The organism is Alteromonas sp. Cnat3-28 (assembly GCF_022348265.1).
Lineage (GTDB): Bacteria > Pseudomonadota > Gammaproteobacteria > Enterobacterales > Alteromonadaceae > Alteromonas > Alteromonas macleodii.
On the sequence record NZ_JAKREY010000003.1, the window covers coordinates 37,951 to 57,514 of the forward strand.

At 45.8% G+C, this 19,564-nt stretch carries 16 protein-coding genes; 1 reads left to right on the plus strand and 15 read right to left on the minus strand.

Annotated features, from left to right (window positions below; all coding sequences use genetic code 11):
- Positions 1 to 35 precede the first annotated feature (35 nt).
- From MHM87_RS04170 to murJ, 11 genes are all read right to left on the minus strand, one after another.
- Positions 36 to 500: a type IV pilin protein gene (locus MHM87_RS04170; RefSeq protein ID WP_343213311.1), complete on the minus strand. Its 465-nt coding sequence runs from the start codon at positions 498 to 500 to the stop codon at positions 36 to 38.
- 2 nt (positions 501 to 502) lie between these two features.
- Positions 503 to 4,573: a PilC/PilY family type IV pilus protein gene (locus MHM87_RS04175; RefSeq protein WP_239257840.1), complete on the minus strand. Its 4,071-nt coding sequence runs from the start codon at positions 4,571 to 4,573 to the stop codon at positions 503 to 505.
- An 8-nt stretch (positions 4,574 to 4,581) separates the two neighbouring features.
- On the minus strand, positions 4,582 to 5,145 hold the full coding sequence (locus tag MHM87_RS04180; protein ID WP_014950125.1) for a PilX N-terminal domain-containing pilus assembly protein: 564 nt from the start codon (positions 5,143 to 5,145) through the stop codon (positions 4,582 to 4,584).
- Positions 5,142 to 5,999, minus strand: a complete 858-nt coding sequence (locus MHM87_RS04185; RefSeq protein WP_014950126.1) for a PilW family protein — start codon at positions 5,997 to 5,999, stop codon at positions 5,142 to 5,144. The genes MHM87_RS04180 and MHM87_RS04185 overlap by 4 nt, the downstream gene beginning before the upstream one ends.
- Entirely contained in the window at positions 5,996 to 6,646 is a 651-nt protein-coding gene (locus MHM87_RS04190; RefSeq protein ID WP_080589202.1) for a pilus assembly protein PilV, read from the minus strand. Before MHM87_RS04190 ends, MHM87_RS04185 begins: the two co-directional genes overlap by 4 nt.
- Before the next feature lie 395 nt (positions 6,647 to 7,041).
- Positions 7,042 to 7,986, minus strand: a complete 945-nt coding sequence (ispH, locus tag MHM87_RS04195) for a 4-hydroxy-3-methylbut-2-enyl diphosphate reductase (RefSeq protein WP_014977011.1) — start codon at positions 7,984 to 7,986, stop codon at positions 7,042 to 7,044.
- A gap of 2 nt (positions 7,987 to 7,988) precedes the next feature.
- Positions 7,989 to 8,456, minus strand: coding sequence for an FKBP-type peptidyl-prolyl cis-trans isomerase (gene fkpB / locus MHM87_RS04200; RefSeq protein ID WP_014950129.1), 468 nt, complete (start codon positions 8,454 to 8,456; stop codon positions 7,989 to 7,991).
- 14 nt (positions 8,457 to 8,470) lie between these two features.
- Entirely contained in the window at positions 8,471 to 9,019 is a 549-nt protein-coding gene (gene lspA, locus MHM87_RS04205; protein WP_136782298.1) for a signal peptidase II, read from the minus strand.
- The gene (gene ileS, locus MHM87_RS04210; RefSeq protein ID WP_239257841.1) at positions 9,012 to 11,831 is read right to left on the minus strand and encodes an isoleucine--tRNA ligase; all 2,820 of its coding nucleotides are present in this window, start codon (positions 11,829 to 11,831) and stop codon (positions 9,012 to 9,014) included. Before ileS ends, lspA begins: the two co-directional genes overlap by 8 nt.
- 268 nt (positions 11,832 to 12,099) lie before the next feature.
- Entirely contained in the window at positions 12,100 to 13,020 is a 921-nt protein-coding gene (gene ribF, locus MHM87_RS04215) for a bifunctional riboflavin kinase/FAD synthetase (protein WP_014950132.1), read from the minus strand.
- A 120-nt stretch (positions 13,021 to 13,140) separates the two neighbouring features.
- Positions 13,141 to 14,700 (minus strand): murein biosynthesis integral membrane protein MurJ, encoded by a 1,560-nt coding sequence (murJ, locus tag MHM87_RS04220; RefSeq protein WP_239257842.1) that lies wholly within the window; start codon positions 14,698 to 14,700, stop codon positions 13,141 to 13,143.
- 450 nt (positions 14,701 to 15,150) lie between these two features.
- Here murJ and rpsT point away from each other — a divergent pair, with 450 nt between their 5' ends.
- Positions 15,151 to 15,414, plus strand: coding sequence for a 30S ribosomal protein S20 (rpsT, locus tag MHM87_RS04225; RefSeq protein ID WP_014950134.1), 264 nt, complete (start codon positions 15,151 to 15,153; stop codon positions 15,412 to 15,414).
- Positions 15,415 to 15,596: 182 nt separating this feature from the next.
- Here rpsT and MHM87_RS04230 read toward each other — a convergent pair whose 3' ends face one another.
- The 4 genes from MHM87_RS04230 to MHM87_RS04245 form a co-directional block, all read right to left on the minus strand.
- The gene (locus MHM87_RS04230) at positions 15,597 to 16,349 is read right to left on the minus strand and encodes an SDR family oxidoreductase (RefSeq protein WP_239257843.1); all 753 of its coding nucleotides are present in this window, start codon (positions 16,347 to 16,349) and stop codon (positions 15,597 to 15,599) included.
- Positions 16,349 to 17,479 carry a phosphotransferase family protein gene (locus MHM87_RS04235; protein WP_239257844.1) on the minus strand — a complete coding sequence of 377 codons (1,131 nt, stop codon included), beginning with the start codon at positions 17,477 to 17,479 and terminating at the stop codon, positions 16,349 to 16,351. Before MHM87_RS04235 ends, MHM87_RS04230 begins: the two co-directional genes overlap by 1 nt.
- A gap of 183 nt (positions 17,480 to 17,662) precedes the next feature.
- The gene (locus MHM87_RS04240; protein WP_101565254.1) at positions 17,663 to 18,493 is read right to left on the minus strand and encodes an SDR family oxidoreductase; all 831 of its coding nucleotides are present in this window, start codon (positions 18,491 to 18,493) and stop codon (positions 17,663 to 17,665) included.
- A 127-nt stretch (positions 18,494 to 18,620) separates the two neighbouring features.
- Positions 18,621 to 19,520 (minus strand): bile acid:sodium symporter family protein, encoded by a 900-nt coding sequence (locus MHM87_RS04245; RefSeq protein WP_239257845.1) that lies wholly within the window; start codon positions 19,518 to 19,520, stop codon positions 18,621 to 18,623.
- Between the last annotated feature and the right edge of the window lie 44 nt (positions 19,521 to 19,564).

Here is a 19,564-nt window from a genome sequence, read left to right on the forward strand (position 1 = left end):
TTAATCGGTTTACGAATATCTACCAGTATTAATAATTAACATGACCAGCAATATTCATCGGACTCAAGGGATCCATTGTTATTTTTATCCCAACCCTTTCTCCCATCACTGAAGTAAAACAACGTGCCATCTGATGCTTGACCTGTACCGCTGACTGGCGTTGCCCTCAACTCATAAGCTGTTGCGCTGGCCGCTTGTATAGTTAAATTATAACGGCGACTTGCTTGGGGCTCAGAAGACGGAGAATAAGTAGAAAAAACGGCTGGCGCGCCGGTGTTTGCGCCACCACTTGCCGCACCTTCATAACTGAAAGAACCACTGTGATGACGTTCCATTGCAGATGCGAACCCCAACAAGTCAGCCTGCCCTGTGCCGCGGTATCCATCGGCAATAACACCTTGGTAAGAAGGGTATGCAATGGCGGCAATAATGCCCACTATCGCCACAACTATCATAAGCTCAATTAATGAAAATCCGCTCTCTGTTTTTTTATGCTTCACAATTATTCCCTCTCTGTTTCTGAGTGCCAACTACCACGCTGAATTCGCTCGAATCTTCCGTAAATATTTTCAGCTAAACACTCAAATGCGTTAGTACATGCCTCGTCGTTGCCATCTTCATCAACGTCAATCACTGCTGAGACACATTCAGTACCCAAGCAAACCACTGGGCTCACAATATCTTCTATAAGAATTTTGGTCTCTGGTGCGATGCCAGTTTGTTTTAATTCTGCTGAGCGGTCAGCGTCGTTAACTTCTCCGTCATTATTTACATCTGTGACGGCGTTGCCATTAAACATACTGACTAAATAAGCGCGACTATTACCCGTGGGCGGAGCACATGCACTGGTACTACTCGCCGCCGGAACATAGGTCGTAAAGAACACCTTGTAATCGATAATTAGCGGAGAAGACAGTACCTTTTCACCGTTAGTGGTTAAATTCAAATACCACCCAGCCTTGTTAGCAAAGTCCTGTGAAGCCAACTCACGCTCCCCCTCGTCACTACTATTTAAGGCATGACTCGTGGCGTTGTACATTCCACTCTCATAAACCGTTTGCATAAATGTGTAATTCCCATTTACATCACGGTTAAATACGCCGCTGTCTTTAAGCATATAAAAGTTGTCTTCAACTACGGTATCTAGCGGAGATGCACGCCATCCACTGCCAAGGGCTATGCCATAATACAACTCATCGCCTAGCGCTATCTCTGTTACGTCTGGCCCATAGTAGAAATGTCGGTTGGTTTCTGCTGTGTCGCCACCGAAGTCGGCAATGCGCGCGCCTTTTATAAAATTCGTACCTGAATTTCCATTATAGATGTCTAACCTGAATAACTGGCCGCCCATATCGGCCACATACATATGGTCCGCAAACCCATCGTTATCCCTATCAATAACTGAAATTCGCCCTGGAACGCTGTATGTCATATTCGTTAAGTTTAAATCCGCATCTTCATTACTTGCATGCCACAAGAGGCTGCCAGTATCAGCGTCGAACATAAACACAGCATTGCCAACGACATCATTTGCTCGAATAGCACGATCATCTTGTGCGTCATCGTAGCCACCGCCAACAATCATGACATTTTTAACTTGTCCGCCCATGTTCACTTTAGTGATTGTTGGTCTCGACCACGTCTGGCCCAACTTTGCCAGCGTCCCCGCCCCGCCTTCAATTTTGAATTTCAGCGTGGGTGAGGTCTTTTGCGTCACATCAAAGACATAATAATTACGTCCCCCCCTGCGCATACCAACATAAAGGTACTTGTTGTCTCCAACTGTTCTTAGAATCATGTCACCATCTAAGCCATATTTGTGCTCTAGCGATGATGTGTCTTTATAAAAATGATGTAGATTCTGCAGCAATGTTTTAGGCATGATGGCAAAGTTCTCTTCGCCTGTTGAAGTGTCGAATGAATGCAACATTCCTTGGTTGGTGGCGACAAAAATGGCCGAGTCGTCAGTACCGTAGTTAACAATTATAGGCTGAGAGTGAATGGGATCGCCCATTTGAGAGCGATAGTCAGTTGTACTTCCATCGCCGTTACTGTCTTTTACGTCCACGCCTCGAGTCCACTTTAAGATGGCATCTCTTAGTGCATTCGCATCAGTTTCATCCTGAATGGCAAGATCAGCATTCGTTATATTCGTATTGTTTTCGTGTAATTCATTGGCACTTCTTACAATGCTGCCCGTATCATTAAACACGTATATATTTCGGTTCCCGCCCAAGCGACTGGCTGCACCACCTTCACTTACCTCGCTACCGTCAGCAAGGGTTGACCAATAGCTGTGTGCATTTTCAGCAAAGAATCCCGTAACGCTATCCACCGCATTTAGGCTGTTTTTGTCGAGAATTTCATCACCACTTAAGCGATAACGTTTAAGGTTCCCTGGCCAAATCGCCCCCTCGCTCGGCTTAAATAATGCGAAGTATAATTCATCTCTATGGGTTAGACGGTTGAGCTGGTTAACCGCCACACCAGGCGACACAAAGGTTGCATTAATATCTTTTACAGAACGCAAAATAGTATTAAACGCCTCGAGCAAATCCGTACTGTTATCTGCCTGATAGAAACCACCACCACTTTGCAAAGCAAGCTGATTAAGGAAGTTGTTGGCGTTATTGTTCGCCGCAAACCCGATGGTGTGTGTAATAACCCTTGGGCCTATTACTGACGTTGACGCTTCACTGATATTTCTCACTAAATCTAGGCCGCACTTCTCACCGCTACTTCCGGTACAGCTTTTACCAAGTAACGTCTGAATTTTCGAAACACTGTGGTTGTTGTTCGCTTCACCGTCGGACAATAAAACAATGTGGTTGTTCGTTTGGCACTGTAGGTCAGACACCGGTGAAATGTAACTTGCCGGTGTTGGGATCTGCTCAGTGATACAGTCGCTGTCTGACAAATTGTCTTCCGAGCAGCCCGAAGGCAAAATTGAATCTGCACCTATGTAAGAGCTTCTGTGGCTCACACGAGTACTTCTTCGCACAGAGCTACTAACGTCACTTTCCCCACGTTTTCGCCCATAATCTACGTCTCTACCGCCATAATAGTTAGCCGCTTCCAACAACGTGTCTACTATAGGGGTAAGACCGTTGGCGCTTAGCTCATCTATTTTGCTGATCAAATGTTCACGGACCGTTGCTGAAGCGCCAGGTGTCGCCGAGCCGTTAAACTTCACAATGAGCTTCGGTGCTTTTGATGGCGAGTTGTTATACGTATGCGCACCGCGGTACGACACAAAATCATCAAGTACAAAGGCCATATCGTTACCTGACCGCCACCCTGAACGATCAACAATTTGCTTAACGATGTTACTCACGTCAGGCGTACGGTAGGTATAATTATTGTAAAAATCAGGCATGGACCAAGTAATACCCGATGTTTTAGGCAAATTTCGTAAGCGGTTACGACGGCCTGGATGAAAATCAGACGCATCATCATCAGCTACGCCCCTAATACGCATGCTCGGGTTACCATAGGTCACCGTACTGTAAGCAGTAAACTCAAGATACGCTTCTGTCACTACCGCCCCTTGAGGAATGTTCACATTGCGAAATCGAACGCCTATGTAATCATTGTAAGATGGGTGGAAGGTCAGTTCACTGCCGGTATTCGGGTAGCCGTTTACGTTCTCTTCCAAGTTATCTCGTGAACTGGCTACTTGATAAACTGCTTCGCCTTGAACACAGCCCGTTGCGGTGGAGTCATCATAAGTTACCACCAACTGTGGCGCACCACTTTGGCCTACGTCACTGGCTCTTACCTCACGAGAGCTTGCTGAATCGGTGCTAGAGCCTTCTATTAAAATATTAAGGTTCTTGCCACCACACCATGCCGATAAATCAACAACTTCTTGAATGACTGCGCTTATGTCAGGTGTGGTTATCACCTCGCCTGAGGCGGGAAAGCTATTGTCGGTTGCCCACTCAACGTTAGCCGCGGTTTTCGTTCGCGCACTTAAATTGTTCGAAGACGAAGCAAAGGCCGTGCTTGATGCCGATGCTTCAGCTGATATAACAAGGGATGTACCCGCCACATTGAATTTTTCTGAAGTAAACCTAATGCTGGCATTAACGATTGTCGCGCCTTGAGGTATGTTTAACTCGGTAAAACGCAGACCAGAGGTTACGGTTTGGGTACCGCTGCTTAATACAAGGTCATTGCTGTCAGTGGTAACGCTACCGTCTATTTCATGTGCGTCGTGATCGTCGTCGTTGGTTGAAATGATAATTTCAGGTCTTACCGCTTCATCTATATTGCGAACCGGATAGAGGATTGGGCCACCGTAATCCGAAAAACGCATCAAACCTGCGTTAATATTGGTCGCCGAACCGAGCGCTTCTTTTAGTGCATTCTGTACGCGCAACATTCGAGTTTGGCTGGTGTTATCGTACGATCCCATACTTCCCGATGAGTCCATGATAAACAGCACATTCGGGTTATAGGTTACGGCGTTATTTGCGTTGCCTAGGTAAATATCGAGGTCGTCACCAAACGCAGAGAAACCGATACAGCTAAATAGTGTAATAGAGGCAAGGTAAGTCGAGAGTTTCTTCATATTAATACCTATTGAGACGCAGGGCCAAATACAGAGGCAGCCAAGCTGTTCGCCACAACAGAAGATTTACCCGCCACTTTCCCACATCCTCTGATAATGAATACATGGCAATTGACGTTGCTTCCACCAATCACGTTACTCGAGCCTCGACAAGCCTGCTCTCTGATAAAGGCAGTGCGCGACCAACTCTTTGACGAGGCCTCACTTTGATACGTGCCATCCACCACATGTCTGTCACCAACAGCAAGGCCGCCTTCAGTCATGTATCTGTCAGTCCACTCCCCGTCATCGAAACAGCTCATTGAATCTGCTTCAGGGTCAAACACGTTACCCTGCCGAGCTTCCGAGAGCGGGTCTGTCTTATTCGGGTCGGTAAGTAGGGTTTCATCTTCAGATTCAAAGAAAACGCCCGCGATCGCTGCTTCAGCAGCATCAAAAGCCAAACCACTTTGCTGCATAGACACTGCCATTTTAGACTGAGACAAGCTACTGGTTACCGCGCTTACCCCTAAAACAGTGATTGAAAGCAACACAAGAAGTGCGAATACCATCACTAAGCCTTGTTGTTTCATCGCGAACTCCTGACAAAATTTTTCATATTTCGAAGTGCCAACGTTTTTGAGAACACTTGATAATAATGGGCCGTGTCCATCGTTTTAGATGCTTCGTTTAACAGCGCATATTTCTGAGACTGTGTTTGTCTCACTTCATTTTGATAGCTTTTAAGCATTAGCGCCCAGCGCAGTGACACAACTTGTTGATTAAGCGCCCTTAAATCTTCAATTTCATCTGCGGTTACATACGAAACAGCTTGCCCTTGAGAATTGGTAATGCTGCTTGAAACGCCGAACTGCACTTGGAAACTTTCGACGTTATCGAGCAATGTTACGGTAAGGGGCGACACTGTCTGCACCTTTAGGCCACGAAGTACACGACCATCATATCCTGTGCACTTAAGTGTACTGCCGCTTACAAAGTAGTGATTAACAACGTGAAACTCGAGACCGCCATAGCCGTGCTGGTTTCCAGTACAATCTTCGTCACTTAGTAGGCTCACAACCAGCTTATCACTGCCGCCACTAGAGGTTTGTATGCTGCCTAGTGTCGCGTTGGTAGCGAAATCCCCTGCTACAGCGATGGGGTGATTTTCCACATAGGCCGCTTCGGCAACGATATCAACGGATGTATCCACATCCGCGACTATCTGATCATAACGGCCGACTTCATAGAATTCTGCTGAGAGGCGAGCCATGATAAAGCGGCCTGACTCTTGTACTTGAGCCACGGCTTGATTGAGCTTATTCGTCACACTACTACTGACGAGCACTTGAATAATCGCGCCTGATATCACTAACCCCAGCGTTAACGTAATCATTAACTCGACAAGGGAGAAACCCTGCTGTGGGCGGTGGCGACGTGCATTCATAATGTAATGTCCTTAAACACACATGCGTTACTGTCACCTTCAGATTCGTTACATCGCGCATTAAGGGTATAGGTCTGATTTCCCGAAGAAGCGACAGGCCACGTCAACAACACTTCTACACGAGAACCTGCACTACAGCTGTAAATATCTGCCGTATTGTTGTCGTCACACGATACCGACACTTTAGTTTGAGGATTGGTTTGTACCGCTGAACACGATAGCGCCCAACCATCGTACTCAGCCATCTGTGCTTCAGTACAAGCCTGGCCTTCGCAATTTGGGATCCCTGCCGGCCTTGCCAGACAGTAGCAGTGATAAGGATGAGACGAGCCAGAACAACTTAACGTGGCAAAATTATAGGTATCGCTAGAGAAGTACGCATTGTTGACTACCATGCCGTCTCCCACTGTTGCTGGGCGAGCGGCGGCTCTCAATCGTTCTGCAACTTGTGCTGCTACCATTTCGGCCTGAGTTCGGCTTATTGCGTCTTTATTGGCAAAAGAGCCCGTAAACTGGAGCGCAGCAACACCCAGTAAACCCACCGCTAATATAAATAAGGTGATTAAGATCTCTATAAGACCTGCACCGTGTTGTGCGCGAATATGACTTCCCTTCACTCGCTTCATTATCACCTTTTCAGCAATCATCTTTTTTTGCCATATACCTAACATTCAAATTGGTGTTATCACCAATGTAGTATAGTAAGACAAAAGCGTATAACACTGGGTATCAATGGTTATTAAAACGTATAATTTTCTGTGACCTGCTCTAGCAAGCAAGTACAAGGCAGACTGTTCAACCATTTTATCTTTAAAGTAACAGGCTCTAAATGGTTAGCGTGCTATAACACCGCTTTACAATGTACGTTTACGGCACAAAAGGTGCTACCTTAAAGCCGAACGGTGTAGCCTGTTCATGTTAAAATACCCAGTTCTAAAGGTATTATTATCCATTCGCAACTTGTTGAATTTCCAGTAGACAAAAGCATAAAAAAACACCGCAACTAAGTGCGGTGTTTTTTTATTTTGATAGTGCGGATAAATTAAACGACCTGTTTAACACGCAGCTCTTTAGGTACTGCAAATTCCACATTTTCTTCGCGTCCAGCACGCTCAGAAGCTGAAACAGCACCCCACGCTTTGAGCTTGTTTACCACACCTTGCACTAACACTTCCGGTGCAGACGCGCCTGCAGTAACGCCAATATGCTCTACACCTTCTAGCCATTCCTCTTGAATGCAATTAGCGTCAGCAATCAAATACGCTTTTGCGCCAATTTTTTCAGCCAACTCGCGAAGACGGTTCGAGTTTGAGCTATTCTGTGCCCCAACAACCAGTAAAACCTGACAATCTTGGGCTAGGTCGCGCACCGCGTCTTGGCGATTCTGCGTGGCATAGCAAATGTCGTCTTTTCTCGGACCATTGATTTTGGGGAACTTAGCGCGAAGTGCATCAATAACATCGGCGGTATCATCAACAGACAGCGTAGTTTGGCTGCAATAATAAAGGTTGGTCGGATCTTTAACTTCAAGCGTTGCCACATCAGCTTCAGATTCAACTAAATAAATACCGCCATCTTCATTGCTGTACTGCCCCATGGTGCCCTCTACTTCAGGGTGACCAGCATGACCAATCAAGATACATTCAGTGCCCGTTTTGCTAGCGCGGGTAACTTCCATATGTACTTTCGTCACTAAGGGGCACGTGGCATCAAAGACCTTTAAACCGCGATTTTCCGCTTCTTTTCTTACCGCTTGCGATACGCCATGGGCAGAAAATATTACTATGCTGTCGTCTGGTACTTCGTGAAGCTCATCAACAAATAGCGCACCACGCTCACGTAGCCCATCTACCACAAATTTATTGTGTACCACTTCGTGGCGTACATAAATGGGCGGCTCGAACATTTCAAGCGCGCGTTCAACGATGGTGATAGCTCTATCAACGCCCGCGCAGAAGCCACGAGGGTTAGCTAAATGAATTTGCATAACTAGTTTCCACCTTGTGCTGACACGCCAGGTTTAACATCAATAATTTCAACGTCAAAGATAACCGTTTGCCCTGCTAGCGGGTGATTAAAGTCTACAGTAACAGAGTCTCCAGCAGCACTTCGAATAATCCCCGGAATCTCTGAACCATCAGGCTGAGCAAAGGCTAAAATCATGCCTTCCTCAACTTGCAAGTCTGCACCAAAGCGGCTTCTATCCATATAGTGAATATTATTCGGATCAGACTGGCCGAATGCATCTTCAGGGCCTAATTTAAATGACTTTTTGTCACCTTTCTTAAGCCCAAGTAAACACGCTTCAAAATTCGGCGTAAGGCTACCGTCACCCATCACCATTTTGGCAGGTTTGTTGTTTACACGAGTACTGTCAGCGGCAGAACCATCTTCTAGCTTTAAATCAAAGTGAAGAATAACTTCGTTGTCAGCACCAATTATCAATGAGTCTGTCATAACCTTTCCGAATACTACTTAATGGTTTCGCTACTGTCTGCCGCGCTTGTTTGCGCGTCTGCACCGTTGCCTTCGCTTTTTTTATCGCCATTTTTAAACATGTCGATAATAAGTAAAGCCGCGCCTATAAATATTGCGCTGTCAGCAATGTTAAACGCTGGCCAGTGGTAATTGTTTACGTAAAAATCTAAGAAGTCGATGACATAACCATGGACTAAACGGTCGTAAACGTTACCTAATGCACCACCTAGAATAAAGGCAAACGCAACGGGCAGCATTTTTTGCGAACGGGGTGACTGCTTCAGCCACCACAAAATCACTACACTTACTACAACAGCAATGGCAGTGAAGAACCAGCGCTGCCAGCCACCTGCATTTTCTAAAAAGCTAAATGCGGCGCCGTAATTGTGTACGTAAGTAAAGTTAAAAAACGGCAATACCTGTATCGACTGATACAAGGACATGCTGTCGATAACCGTGTACTTACTCCATTGGTCGAGGATAAACGCAATTGCGCTTATCCACAAAAAACGCAAGCCTGTTTCGCGAAAAAGCTTAAGCATAGTGGCGCTCTTCTCCATCACCGTCAATGTTTGTCACACAGCGACCACAAAGCTCTTCGTGACCTTCATGTGAGCCCACATCTTCACGGTGATGCCAGCAGCGAACACACTTTTCACCGCTTGCTTTATTAACGCTCAACCATAAACCTTCTACGTCTGTAGCTTTCGCATCAGACGGTGCACCGTCAACTTTCGTTAGCGTAACGCCTGACGTAATAAGTACGAAGCGTAGCTCGTCTTCAAGTTTTGCGAGTACGTTGTACAACGACTCGGTAGCATAAAGCGAAATGCTCGCTTCTAGTGAGCCACCTAGCTCGCCATCTTTACGCGCCTGTTCCATCGCTTGGTTTGCCGCGTCTTTTACGCTTAGCACTTGATGCCATAGGGCATCGTTAAACGTGTCACTTTGCGTGAAGTTATTAAACCCTTCGTACCAGGTTTCAGTGAATACAAACTCGCTGCGCTCACCTGGTAACGTTTCCCAGATTTCTTGAGCAGTAAAACTGGTAATAGGCGCCATCCAGCGAACCAATGCTTCAATGATATGATACATGGCCGTTTGGCATGAACGACGGGCTAGCCCATCTGCTTTAGCTGTGTACTGGCGGTCTTTAATCACGTCTAAATAGAATGAGCCCAGCTCAATTGAGCAGAAGTGCGTAAGCTTCTGTGACACTACCAGCAAGTCGTAGTTGTCATACGCTTCGATAAGCTCTTCTTGAAGTGCCTTAGCACGAGCAACAATCCAGCGGTCAAGCGCGACCATATCTTCTTCTGCAACCGCATCTTCAACAGCGAAACCATTCAGGTTCGCTAGCAAGAAGCGTGCAGTGTTACGTACGCGGCGGTAGCCATCTGCAGCACGCTTTAAGATTTCATCCGATACCGCAATCTCGCCGCGATAGTCAGTAGAAGCTACCCATAGACGAAGGATGTCTGCGCCTAATTTGTTGGTCACTTCCTGAGGCGCCACAACGTTACCTACCGACTTCGACATTTTTCTGCCGTGGGCATCTACCGTAAAGCCGTGTGTTAGCACTTCTTTATAAGGCGCGTGACCGTGCATGGCAGTTGATGACATAAGCGAAGACATAAACCAACCGCGGTGTTGGTCTGAACCTTCAAGATATAAATCGGCAGAGGCCGGGATATCATCGCGACGGTCTACAACGAAGTAATGCGTCACGCCTGAGTCAAACCAAACGTCTAGGGTATCTGTCACTTTTTCATAGTTGTCTAATTCGCTACCAAGCAGGGCTGCATCATCGAGATCCCACCACGCTTGAATACCTTTAGCTTCAACTTCCAGTGCCACTTTTTCCATTAACGCCGCAGACTCTGGGTGGATTTCACCGGTAAGTTTGTGCACATACAAAGGAATAGGCACGCCCCACGTACGTTGACGTGAGATACACCAGTCTGGACGACCTTCAACCATCTTCTCAATGCGGTTTTGGCCCCAGTCTGGGATCCATTTGGTTTGCTTAATTTGTTCAAGTGATTCTGCGCGAAGGCCTTTTTTATCCATGCTGACAAACCACTGAGGCGTAGCGCGGAAAATGATTGGCGTTTTGTGGCGCCAACAATGCGGGTAGCTGTGCTCGTATTTTACGTTTAGGACAAGGTTACCCTTCTCTTTGACCGTTTCGATAATTTCATCGTTGGCTTTAAATACAAACTGCCCTGCGAACAGCGGTGTGTTTTCAAGATACACGCCATTGTTACCTACCGGATTGTACACTTCGATATCGTATTGCTTGCCCACGTTAAAGTCGTCAACACCATGGGCTGGCGCTGTGTGTACACAACCTGTACCAGACTCAGTCGTAACGTGGTCGCCTAGAATTAACGGAACTTCAAGGTCTAAGAATGGGTGATTAACTTTAAGCTTATCAAGCGCAGCACCAGTACAGGTTGCCACTTCGCGGAAATCTTCAACGCCGTAACGGTTCATGCAGCTTTCAAGCAGGTCCTGCGCTACCACTAGCCATTCATTTGAAGGCTGAACTTCAACAATCGCATAGGTAAGCTCTGGGTGTAAGCTGATTGCACGGTTGGCTGGCAGTGTCCACGGTGTGGTAGTCCAAATAACTACACCTGCTTTGTGTGTGGTTAAATCACCTTCAGACACACCAAACGCTTCTGCAATAGCAGCCACATCAGCTACTGGGAACTTAACGTCGATAGCAGGTGATACTTTGTCTTTGTATTCAACTTCTGCTTCAGCAAGTGCCGAACCACAATCTGTACACCAGTGAACAGGTTTGAAGCCCTTTTCTAAGTGACCAGAGTCTACAATTTTACTTAATGCACGAATGATGTCGGCTTCAGATTTGAAGTCCATCGTTTTGTATGGGTTATCCCATTCACCAAACACACCTAAGCGTTTAAAATCAGCCATTTGGCCGTCAATTTGCTTTTGTGCGTATTCGCGACACTTCTGGCGAAATTCAGCCGCCGTAACTTTCTTACCTGGCTTACCAACTTTCTTTTCTACCATCAATTCAATCGGCAAACCGTGACAGTCCCATCCGGGAACGTACGGAGAATCGAAGTCAGAGAGGTTTTTCGACTTTACAATAATGTCTTTAAGAATTTTGTTAACCGCGTGACCAATGTGAATATCGCCATTCGCATAAGGAGGGCCATCATGAAGAATAAATGGCTTTTTGCCTTTTTTCGCTTCACGAATTTTGCTGTATACCCCTTTTTCCTGCCAGTCTTTAAGCATTTTCGGCTCGCGCTGAGCAAGGTTACCGCGCATCGGGAACGCAGTTTCTGGAAGGTTCAGTGTGGCTTTGTAATCACTCATAAAATTGTATTATCCGGTTACCTTAATTTTCACCCAATGCACTAACACATTGTGAAGGCGATATTCATTTTGCGATGTTCAAATTAAAACGCTGAATGTAAAAGGTTCAACGTAAAACTGTGTGTCGTTCTTACTAGCGCAAGGCTGACGTTATAGGTTCTAGCACAGTGACTTACTTACGCGTTTCGCGAACAAGGATCCACGTTTAAAAAATCGAGCTCAATAAAACTGATACGCGCAAAACTTTTCGTGACTTTATCACGTTTAACTATGCTAATAACAGACGCGCTTGTGCTGCATCTGCTTGAATTTGATCTTTCAACGCCTCAAAAGAATCAAATTTAATTTCATCTCTTATTTTTGCCATCGGAAACACCGTAATGGGCTTGCCGTAAAGGTCAGATGACAAATCAAAAATATGGACTTCTAACTGGTTTCTTACCCCGTTAACAGTAGGACGGGTACCAATGTTCGCAACGCCGTTATAGTGTTTTCCATCTACGTCGACACGAACTGCGAACACGCCGTGAATTGGCGTTTTTTGACGTTTTAGCATGACATTCGCGGTGGGAAAACCAATGGTGCGACCTTTTTTCTCGCCGTGAACCACCCTACCGTGAATAGCAAACGGGCGCCCTAGCATTTCGGTAGACAAACCGAAGTCGCTGTCAGCCAACGCTTCTCGCACCGCGGTAGAGCTTATTCGATGGGCATGCATGGTAAAACTGTGGGTGCTTACTACTTCGAAACCGTATTGGCGACCTGCCGCCTCGAGCATTTCGAAATCCCCTTTGCGGCCATTGCCAAAACGGAAATCGTCGCCAACAACAAGAAATTTAACACCCAGTTTGTCCACCAATAAATCGTGAACGAAGGTATCGGCACTTTGCTTAGCAAACTCCGCGTTAAATCGCACAGCAAGCAGTCTGTCGACACCTTGTTGGCGCAGCAACTCGTACTTTTCGCGAAGAGGGCTTATACGCGCTGGTGCTTTATCAGGCATAAAGACTTCTTCAGGCTGAGGTTCGAACACCATTACGGTGGCAGGAAGTGATAGCGATTTCGCTTTTTCAAGCACGTTAGCCAACACAGCTTGATGACCACGGTGTACGCCGTCGAACTTGCCAATAGTGAGCACACACCCTTTATGGTGCGGTTTTACATTGTTTAGCCCGCGGATAAATTCCACTGTTAGCCACTACCTTTTAACTGCTAGAAAATCAAAGCTCGCGATTATAGCCGACCGCGAGCACAATACCAAGCACACGGGCCATTCTGGCTCCATGCGCTATTTCGCATCTATTGAATACTAATCGCCGCCGCTTCTGAAATGTCTGGGTCGCATGCCCAGCACCACCATGGTGGTCACAAACAATATAACCGACAGCGAAATGGTTATTCCTACCTCTACCATTTGGGCGGAAAGAGACAATTCAAAGAAACCTAAGCCTTGATCGCGATAATAAATAAGCCCGCCCATGGCAGCACTTGCAATAACCACACGGGCAATAAACAAAACCGATGTGCGGCTTAACGCAAATACACCTTCTTTATGCAGCGTAATATAAAGCAAAGCGGCGTTAAGCGTAGCTGACATACTGGTAGCGACAGCAAGCCCTACATAACCAAACGGAATCGCTAAAATAAGGTTAAACACCATGTTTGCGACCATACACCAAATACCAAATTTCACTGGCGTCTTGGTGTCTTGGCGGGAGTAAAACCCTGGCGCGAGAATTTTTACCAGCATAAAGCTGAGCAAGCCAAACGAGTACGCGGTAAGCGAGTAAGACGCCATAATGGCGGTTTCTGCAGTAAACGCGCCGCGCTGAAAAATAACGGTCAAAATAGGCCTTGCCATCACGCCAAGCCCCACTGCAGCAGGTATGCCTAATAAACACACCATGCGAAACGCCCAATCGATATTCGCAGCAAACGCTTTGGGGTTATTACTAACGTGGTTTCGGGATAGCGTAGGTAAAATGACTGTTGCGATGGCAATACCAAACAACCCTAGGGGAAATTCAAGCAGCCTGTCTGAATAGTATAACCAGCTAATAGAACCGGTAACTAAAAAGCTGGCGATGAAGGTATCAAACAACAAATTGATTTGCCCTACTGACACACCGAATAAGGCTGGGATCATCAGGGTGCGTACTTTTACCACGTTTTCGTCATGCCAGCCCCACTTTGGCTTTACCAAGAGCCCTGCCCTGAACAAAAACGGTAGTTGAAACAAGAACTGTACAATACCGCCGATAAACACACCCCACGCTAGCGCGTATGCGGGTTGCTCCAGCGTAGGTGCTAAGTATATTGCGCATGCAATAATGCATACGTTAAGTAAAACAGGGGTGAAGGCAGCAACCGCAAACTTATTGAGCGTATTGAGTATCGCCCCTGCCAACCCGGTCAGAGAGATAAACGCCAAATAAGGAAAGGTAATTTTTAACATGGTCGACGCGAGCACAAACTTATCTCCGGCCTCGTCCCCTTCGAGCCACGCCACAAACCAGCCTGTACCAAATAAAGCCGCCAAAACAGGAGATGCTATTACCCCTATGATAGAAACTACAAAAACAATAGCGCCTAATGTACCGCTGACTTTTGCAACGAACTCTCTAAGCTGCTTTTTATCGTCGTTCTCGTGGACTTCGGTTAATACCGGAATAAACGCTTGTGCAAATGCACCTTCAGCGAATAGACGACGAAGAAAATTAGGAATTTTGTTAGCAAAGAAAAATACGTCAGCGGCTGCTCCATCGCCCATAAGCTTGGCAACAACAACATCACGTACCAAGCCTAATACTCGCGAGACCAAGGTCATAATACTGACGATAAGACCAGATTTTATTAACTTCCGTGACACGTCACACTTCCAATAAGAGGTAAAGAATAGGCTGAATAGCATCAGCCATTTGAAAGATAGTCAAAGGCGTCTGCTAACCGCAAAGCGGCAACGCTAGGTTGCAAGCGAGCCATAATAACTAAAGGCTATCGCAGACGAAACGATTTCTTCAAAATAGTTGTGCATCTTTAACAACTTTCTTGTTATAATCCGCGCCCGGTATGGGGTGCTGTCGTTTATGCATGTCCTTCGCTAAAATGTCTTGAAAGAATATCACTACGAATCTCTTTCAAAAAATGTCGCAGAGAAATGTCGCAAAGAATGTGCAACGTGTTGAGCATACTTTGTGTTCAATAGCTTGCGCGTTTTAACGCGGAACGATTTAAGTTTTAAATCGTTTGACATTTGGGCGTTTGGTAGGCACAATCCGCACCCTCGTTTTTGACATGAATTTATTTTGGGAGTTACACCTTGGCTAACATTAAGTCTGCTAAGAAGCGTGCAATCCAAGCCGAAAAGCGTCGTCAGCACAACGCTAGCCGTCGTTCAATGACTCGTACAAGCATCAAGAAAGTTATCGCTGCAATTGCAAGCGGTGACAAAGAAGCGGCACAAGCTGCACTTACTGCTGCTACTCCAGTACTTGACAGAATGGCTACTAAAGGCTTGATTCACAAGAACAAAGCTGCTCGTCATAAGAGCCGTCTAGCTGCACAAATCAAAGCACTAGGTTAATCTTTACGATTAGTAGTTAAAAAAGCGCCCTTCGGCGCTTTTTTTGTATCTGTTATTGACGCTAACTAGCATGGGTTACTGATTGCAAGTTTAGACTTAAAGGCATAAAGCCCACCACTAGGCGAGCTTTGTCACTAGATAAAAAGTCTTTGCGGTGTGTTCACACCTCAGCTATCCGCTTATCAGCTCATTTTTCTTATTGAGCTTGCAGGTGCAATACGCATGATCCAGTGAAGGATGGCCCAAGGCCAGCTTGGCACAAACGCATTCGCTTTTTCTTTATTGATTGCATTGACCATCGCGCGACAGCCCACATCGGTATCGACAATAAACGGTACTTTTTCCACCTTTTCGTTTATTTCGCTGCGAATAAAACCGGGGTGAATACAGGTGACGTTAATTGGCGTATTCATTACATCCATTCGAATGCCTTCGGTCATTGATGTAAGCCCTGCTTTTGTTGCTGCGTATACAGTCATGGCGCGCCTAAAGCCGCGCACCGCGCTTATAGATGAAATCGTCACAAGATGACCACTATTTTGCGCCCTAAAGATAGCCATTGCCGCTTCACATTGTGCTAGCGCCGACACAAAATTAGTCACCGCCGTTTGCTTATTAGCGTGGAAATACCCTGTTCCAATAGACGCGCCCTTGCCCATTCCTGCGTTCACAATGACTCTGTCAAGGGTCCCCATGTCGGCTTTGAATGCGTCGAATACTTCAAAAACTGCATCGTGATCATTGACATCCAGCGAGCGAATATACACGTCAATGTTTGGATTAATTGAAAGTAGTTCTTCTTTCAGTTTTTCTAGGTTCTCAAAGCGCCTTGCGCATAAGGCTAAGTTACACCCCTGTTTGGCAAACTCAATCGCCATTCCCTTGCCTAGGCCTGAACTTGCGCCTGTGATCAGAATATTGCGTCTTGTTGTCATTATCGTTTTCCTGATGCTTTGATGGCCTTATTACAACACCACATTAAGTAATGAATAAAGATCCAAAAGTTTTTGAATGCTGGGGTATTGGTTTGCTTGTGGTGATAGCGATAGTAGATTTGCTGGGCAATACCGGCTAAACGGAAAAGTCCGTACACCTCGTAAAAGGTAAAATCATCTACATCTATTTCCATCTCTTTGCAGTAGTACGCAACCACCTGCTTGCGAGTTAGCATACCGGGTAAGTGAGTAGGTTGGCGACGCGTTGATTGAGCCAAAAAGTCATCATCAGCTTGTACCCAATACGCCAAGGTATTGCCTAAGTCCATAAGCGGGTCGCCCAAAGTAGCGAGTTCCCAGTCCAACACACCAATAATTTGCGTATAGTTATCTGGCTTTAACACCACGTTGTCGAATCGGAAGTCATTGTGGGTAATACAAATGCGTTCATTAGCGGGCATGTGGTTTTCTAACCAGCGCATTATTTTTTTACCCGAGGGGACATTCCAGGTTTTTGCTTTACTATAGCGTTCACTCCACCCGCTTATTTGGCGTTCTATGTAGCCAGCACCTTTACCTAAGTGCTCAAGCCCCGCTTTCTTATAATCCACTTTATGAAGCTCGATTAAGCTATCAAGTACATTAGTGCAGAGTTGTTTGGTTTGCTGCTCAGACGTGTTTAAGCCTTTGGGTAAGTTCTTACGTGGTATAACGCCGGTAAACTTCTCCATTACGTAAAACTCTGTGCCTATAACGCTCTCGTCTTCACAAAGTCCAAGCATTTCTGGCACATAGCGGTAAACAGGCTTTAACGCATGCTGTAATCGAAACTCCCGCCCCATATCGTGAGCCCCTTTGGCTTTAGTACCTGCCGGTGCCCGACGCAAAATTAACGACGTTTGTTCGCTCTGGTTTTGTTTACTGCCTTGATAGTCCAAGCAGTACGTCCAATTAGAAGCGCCCCCAGAATACTGGGTGACTTGAGGCAAGCTATCGCTACTTTGTATCATGGCCTTCAATGATGGACTGGAGGCACTAATATTTTCCTTAAGCCAATTGTGCACAGCGCTCACGTCTAGCTCTTCGCCTGCACGTACGCTGTCAGCTTTATCTACGACCTGTTGTTGCATATCTCAATCTTCTTGTAATTCTGTTTCAAAGGGCCTATTCAAAGTGCTAACTCACAATCTTTGGCTAGAAGATACTTCTGTTTGTGCCTGTACAAGAGCCGCTCGACAATTATCTTCAGATAGCTTGGCGACAAACACAGGTGAGCGCGTTTCCGTTTTACCTAATTTTGCTTTAAATTTGCTTTAAATTTGCTTTTCCATTGCACGCTTCATCATCTTCGTTTGATTGAGCATATTTTTGATATAACGCTGGGTTGGCAGCAGCTTCTTTAACAGGAAAGCGCGTTTACCCAGTTTATGGGTAAGAATAAGAAACTGCTTTTTATCGACTTGCTGAAATATGGACTCAGCCACGTCTTCTTTCGTCATGTCTGCTTTGGCAAAGAACTTATTGAGCATTTTGTGCGACGCTGGGTTGCTGCTTCGCATCGACTCATCTAAATTCGTTTTGAAGAAGCTTGGACAAACTACACTAACGTCAATATTGTCAGGTGCTAATTCCAACTTCATGGTTTCAGAAAACGACACGACTGCAGCTTTAACCGCGTTATAACTTCCCATATAAGGAATAGGCGTTAGCCCCGCTTGCGATGCAATATTAATGAAATAGCCACCGCCCTGCTCTCGCATTAACGGTAAGAGTGCACGACTGACTCTCACCATGCCTAACACATTAATATCAAACACCCACTGCCATTGCTCAATGCTCTCATCTAAAAGGCTGCCACCAGAAGCAACACCCGCATTGTTAAACACAGTGTCAACACCGCCCCAGCGAGTTTCCAAGGTGTTCGCTAACGTTTGAACATCATTTTCAGAGGTTATATCGCAATGGATGTAAAACGCATTGGCACCTTGGGCGGATAGCGTATTTACTGTTTCATCGCCTCTTTCTTGGTTAATATCGGCAATGCAAATATCTAACCCCTCGTCTTTGCCTGCCCACTTTTCCGCCCACTTAAGGGCAATGGCCTGACCTAAGCCGGTAGCGCCACCGGTAATCAATACGCGCATGATGTGTTTCCTAACTGTTCTTGTTTCATTATTCTTGTATCGGCGTTTATGTTTAGTTGCGCTTTATTGTGTTAAGCGCTAATCAGTACTTCACTATTCTCTCGAATTGACCGCCTTATCAATCCAATCAAACTGATTCCGTCTTTTGCAGTGACACTGATGGCTGTTCGTTACGCATTTTTCGTTTTGCCCACAGGGCCAATAGTGCGGGCCCGATGTACATTGCTACGCCATATACACCAGGTGCAATCGCGTAATCAGGCGCATCTAAAAAGGTAATACATATCAGCATTGCAAGCGCCGCGTTTTGCACGCCTATTTCAATGGCCAGCGTGAGCGAGTCTTTAAATGCTAGGTTTGAAAGTTTAGCAAGCCCGAGTCCTAACAATACCGATGATAAATTTAACGTTAAGCAAACCAAAAACGCGCTTTCAAAGGACGCGGCTAAATTGTTTCTTTCTGAAACCAGCACGCCCACAATCATAAGCAACATGAAGTACATAGAAAACTGCCGGAAGAAGCTTTCAGTTTTAGTGGCAAACCTGCTGTTAAAGCGACGAATGGTCATGCCTAAAATGACCGGTACAATTGATATACCAACCAGCCCGATCACTGTTTGAATAATAGAAAAGTCTGGCGCGTTTTCTTTTACAAAGTAATCAAGAGCAACTTGAATGATAAAGGGCGTTGAGAAAACGCAAGCGATGGTAGAAATAGCGGTTAAGCTTACTGAAAGGGCCAGATTTGCTTTTGCAATGTGGCTGATTAAATTACTGGTCGTGCCGCCTGGGCATGCCGCTAAAACCATGACACCAACCGCAATATAATCGGGTAGACCAAAAACAAAGCACAGTCCTAGCGCCAACATAGGCAGCAATATAATTTGCCCTATAAAACCCGTTATTACTGCTTTAGGTGCTTTAAGTAGTCGGGCAAAGTCTGCAAGGGTTAGCGTTAGCCCCATACCAAACATAACAAATGCCAACGCTAGAGGTAACAACACCTCGGTAAGTACAGATGCCTGCATGCACACGCCCCTTACAAAAGAAGCCTCTATAAAAGAAACCTTTT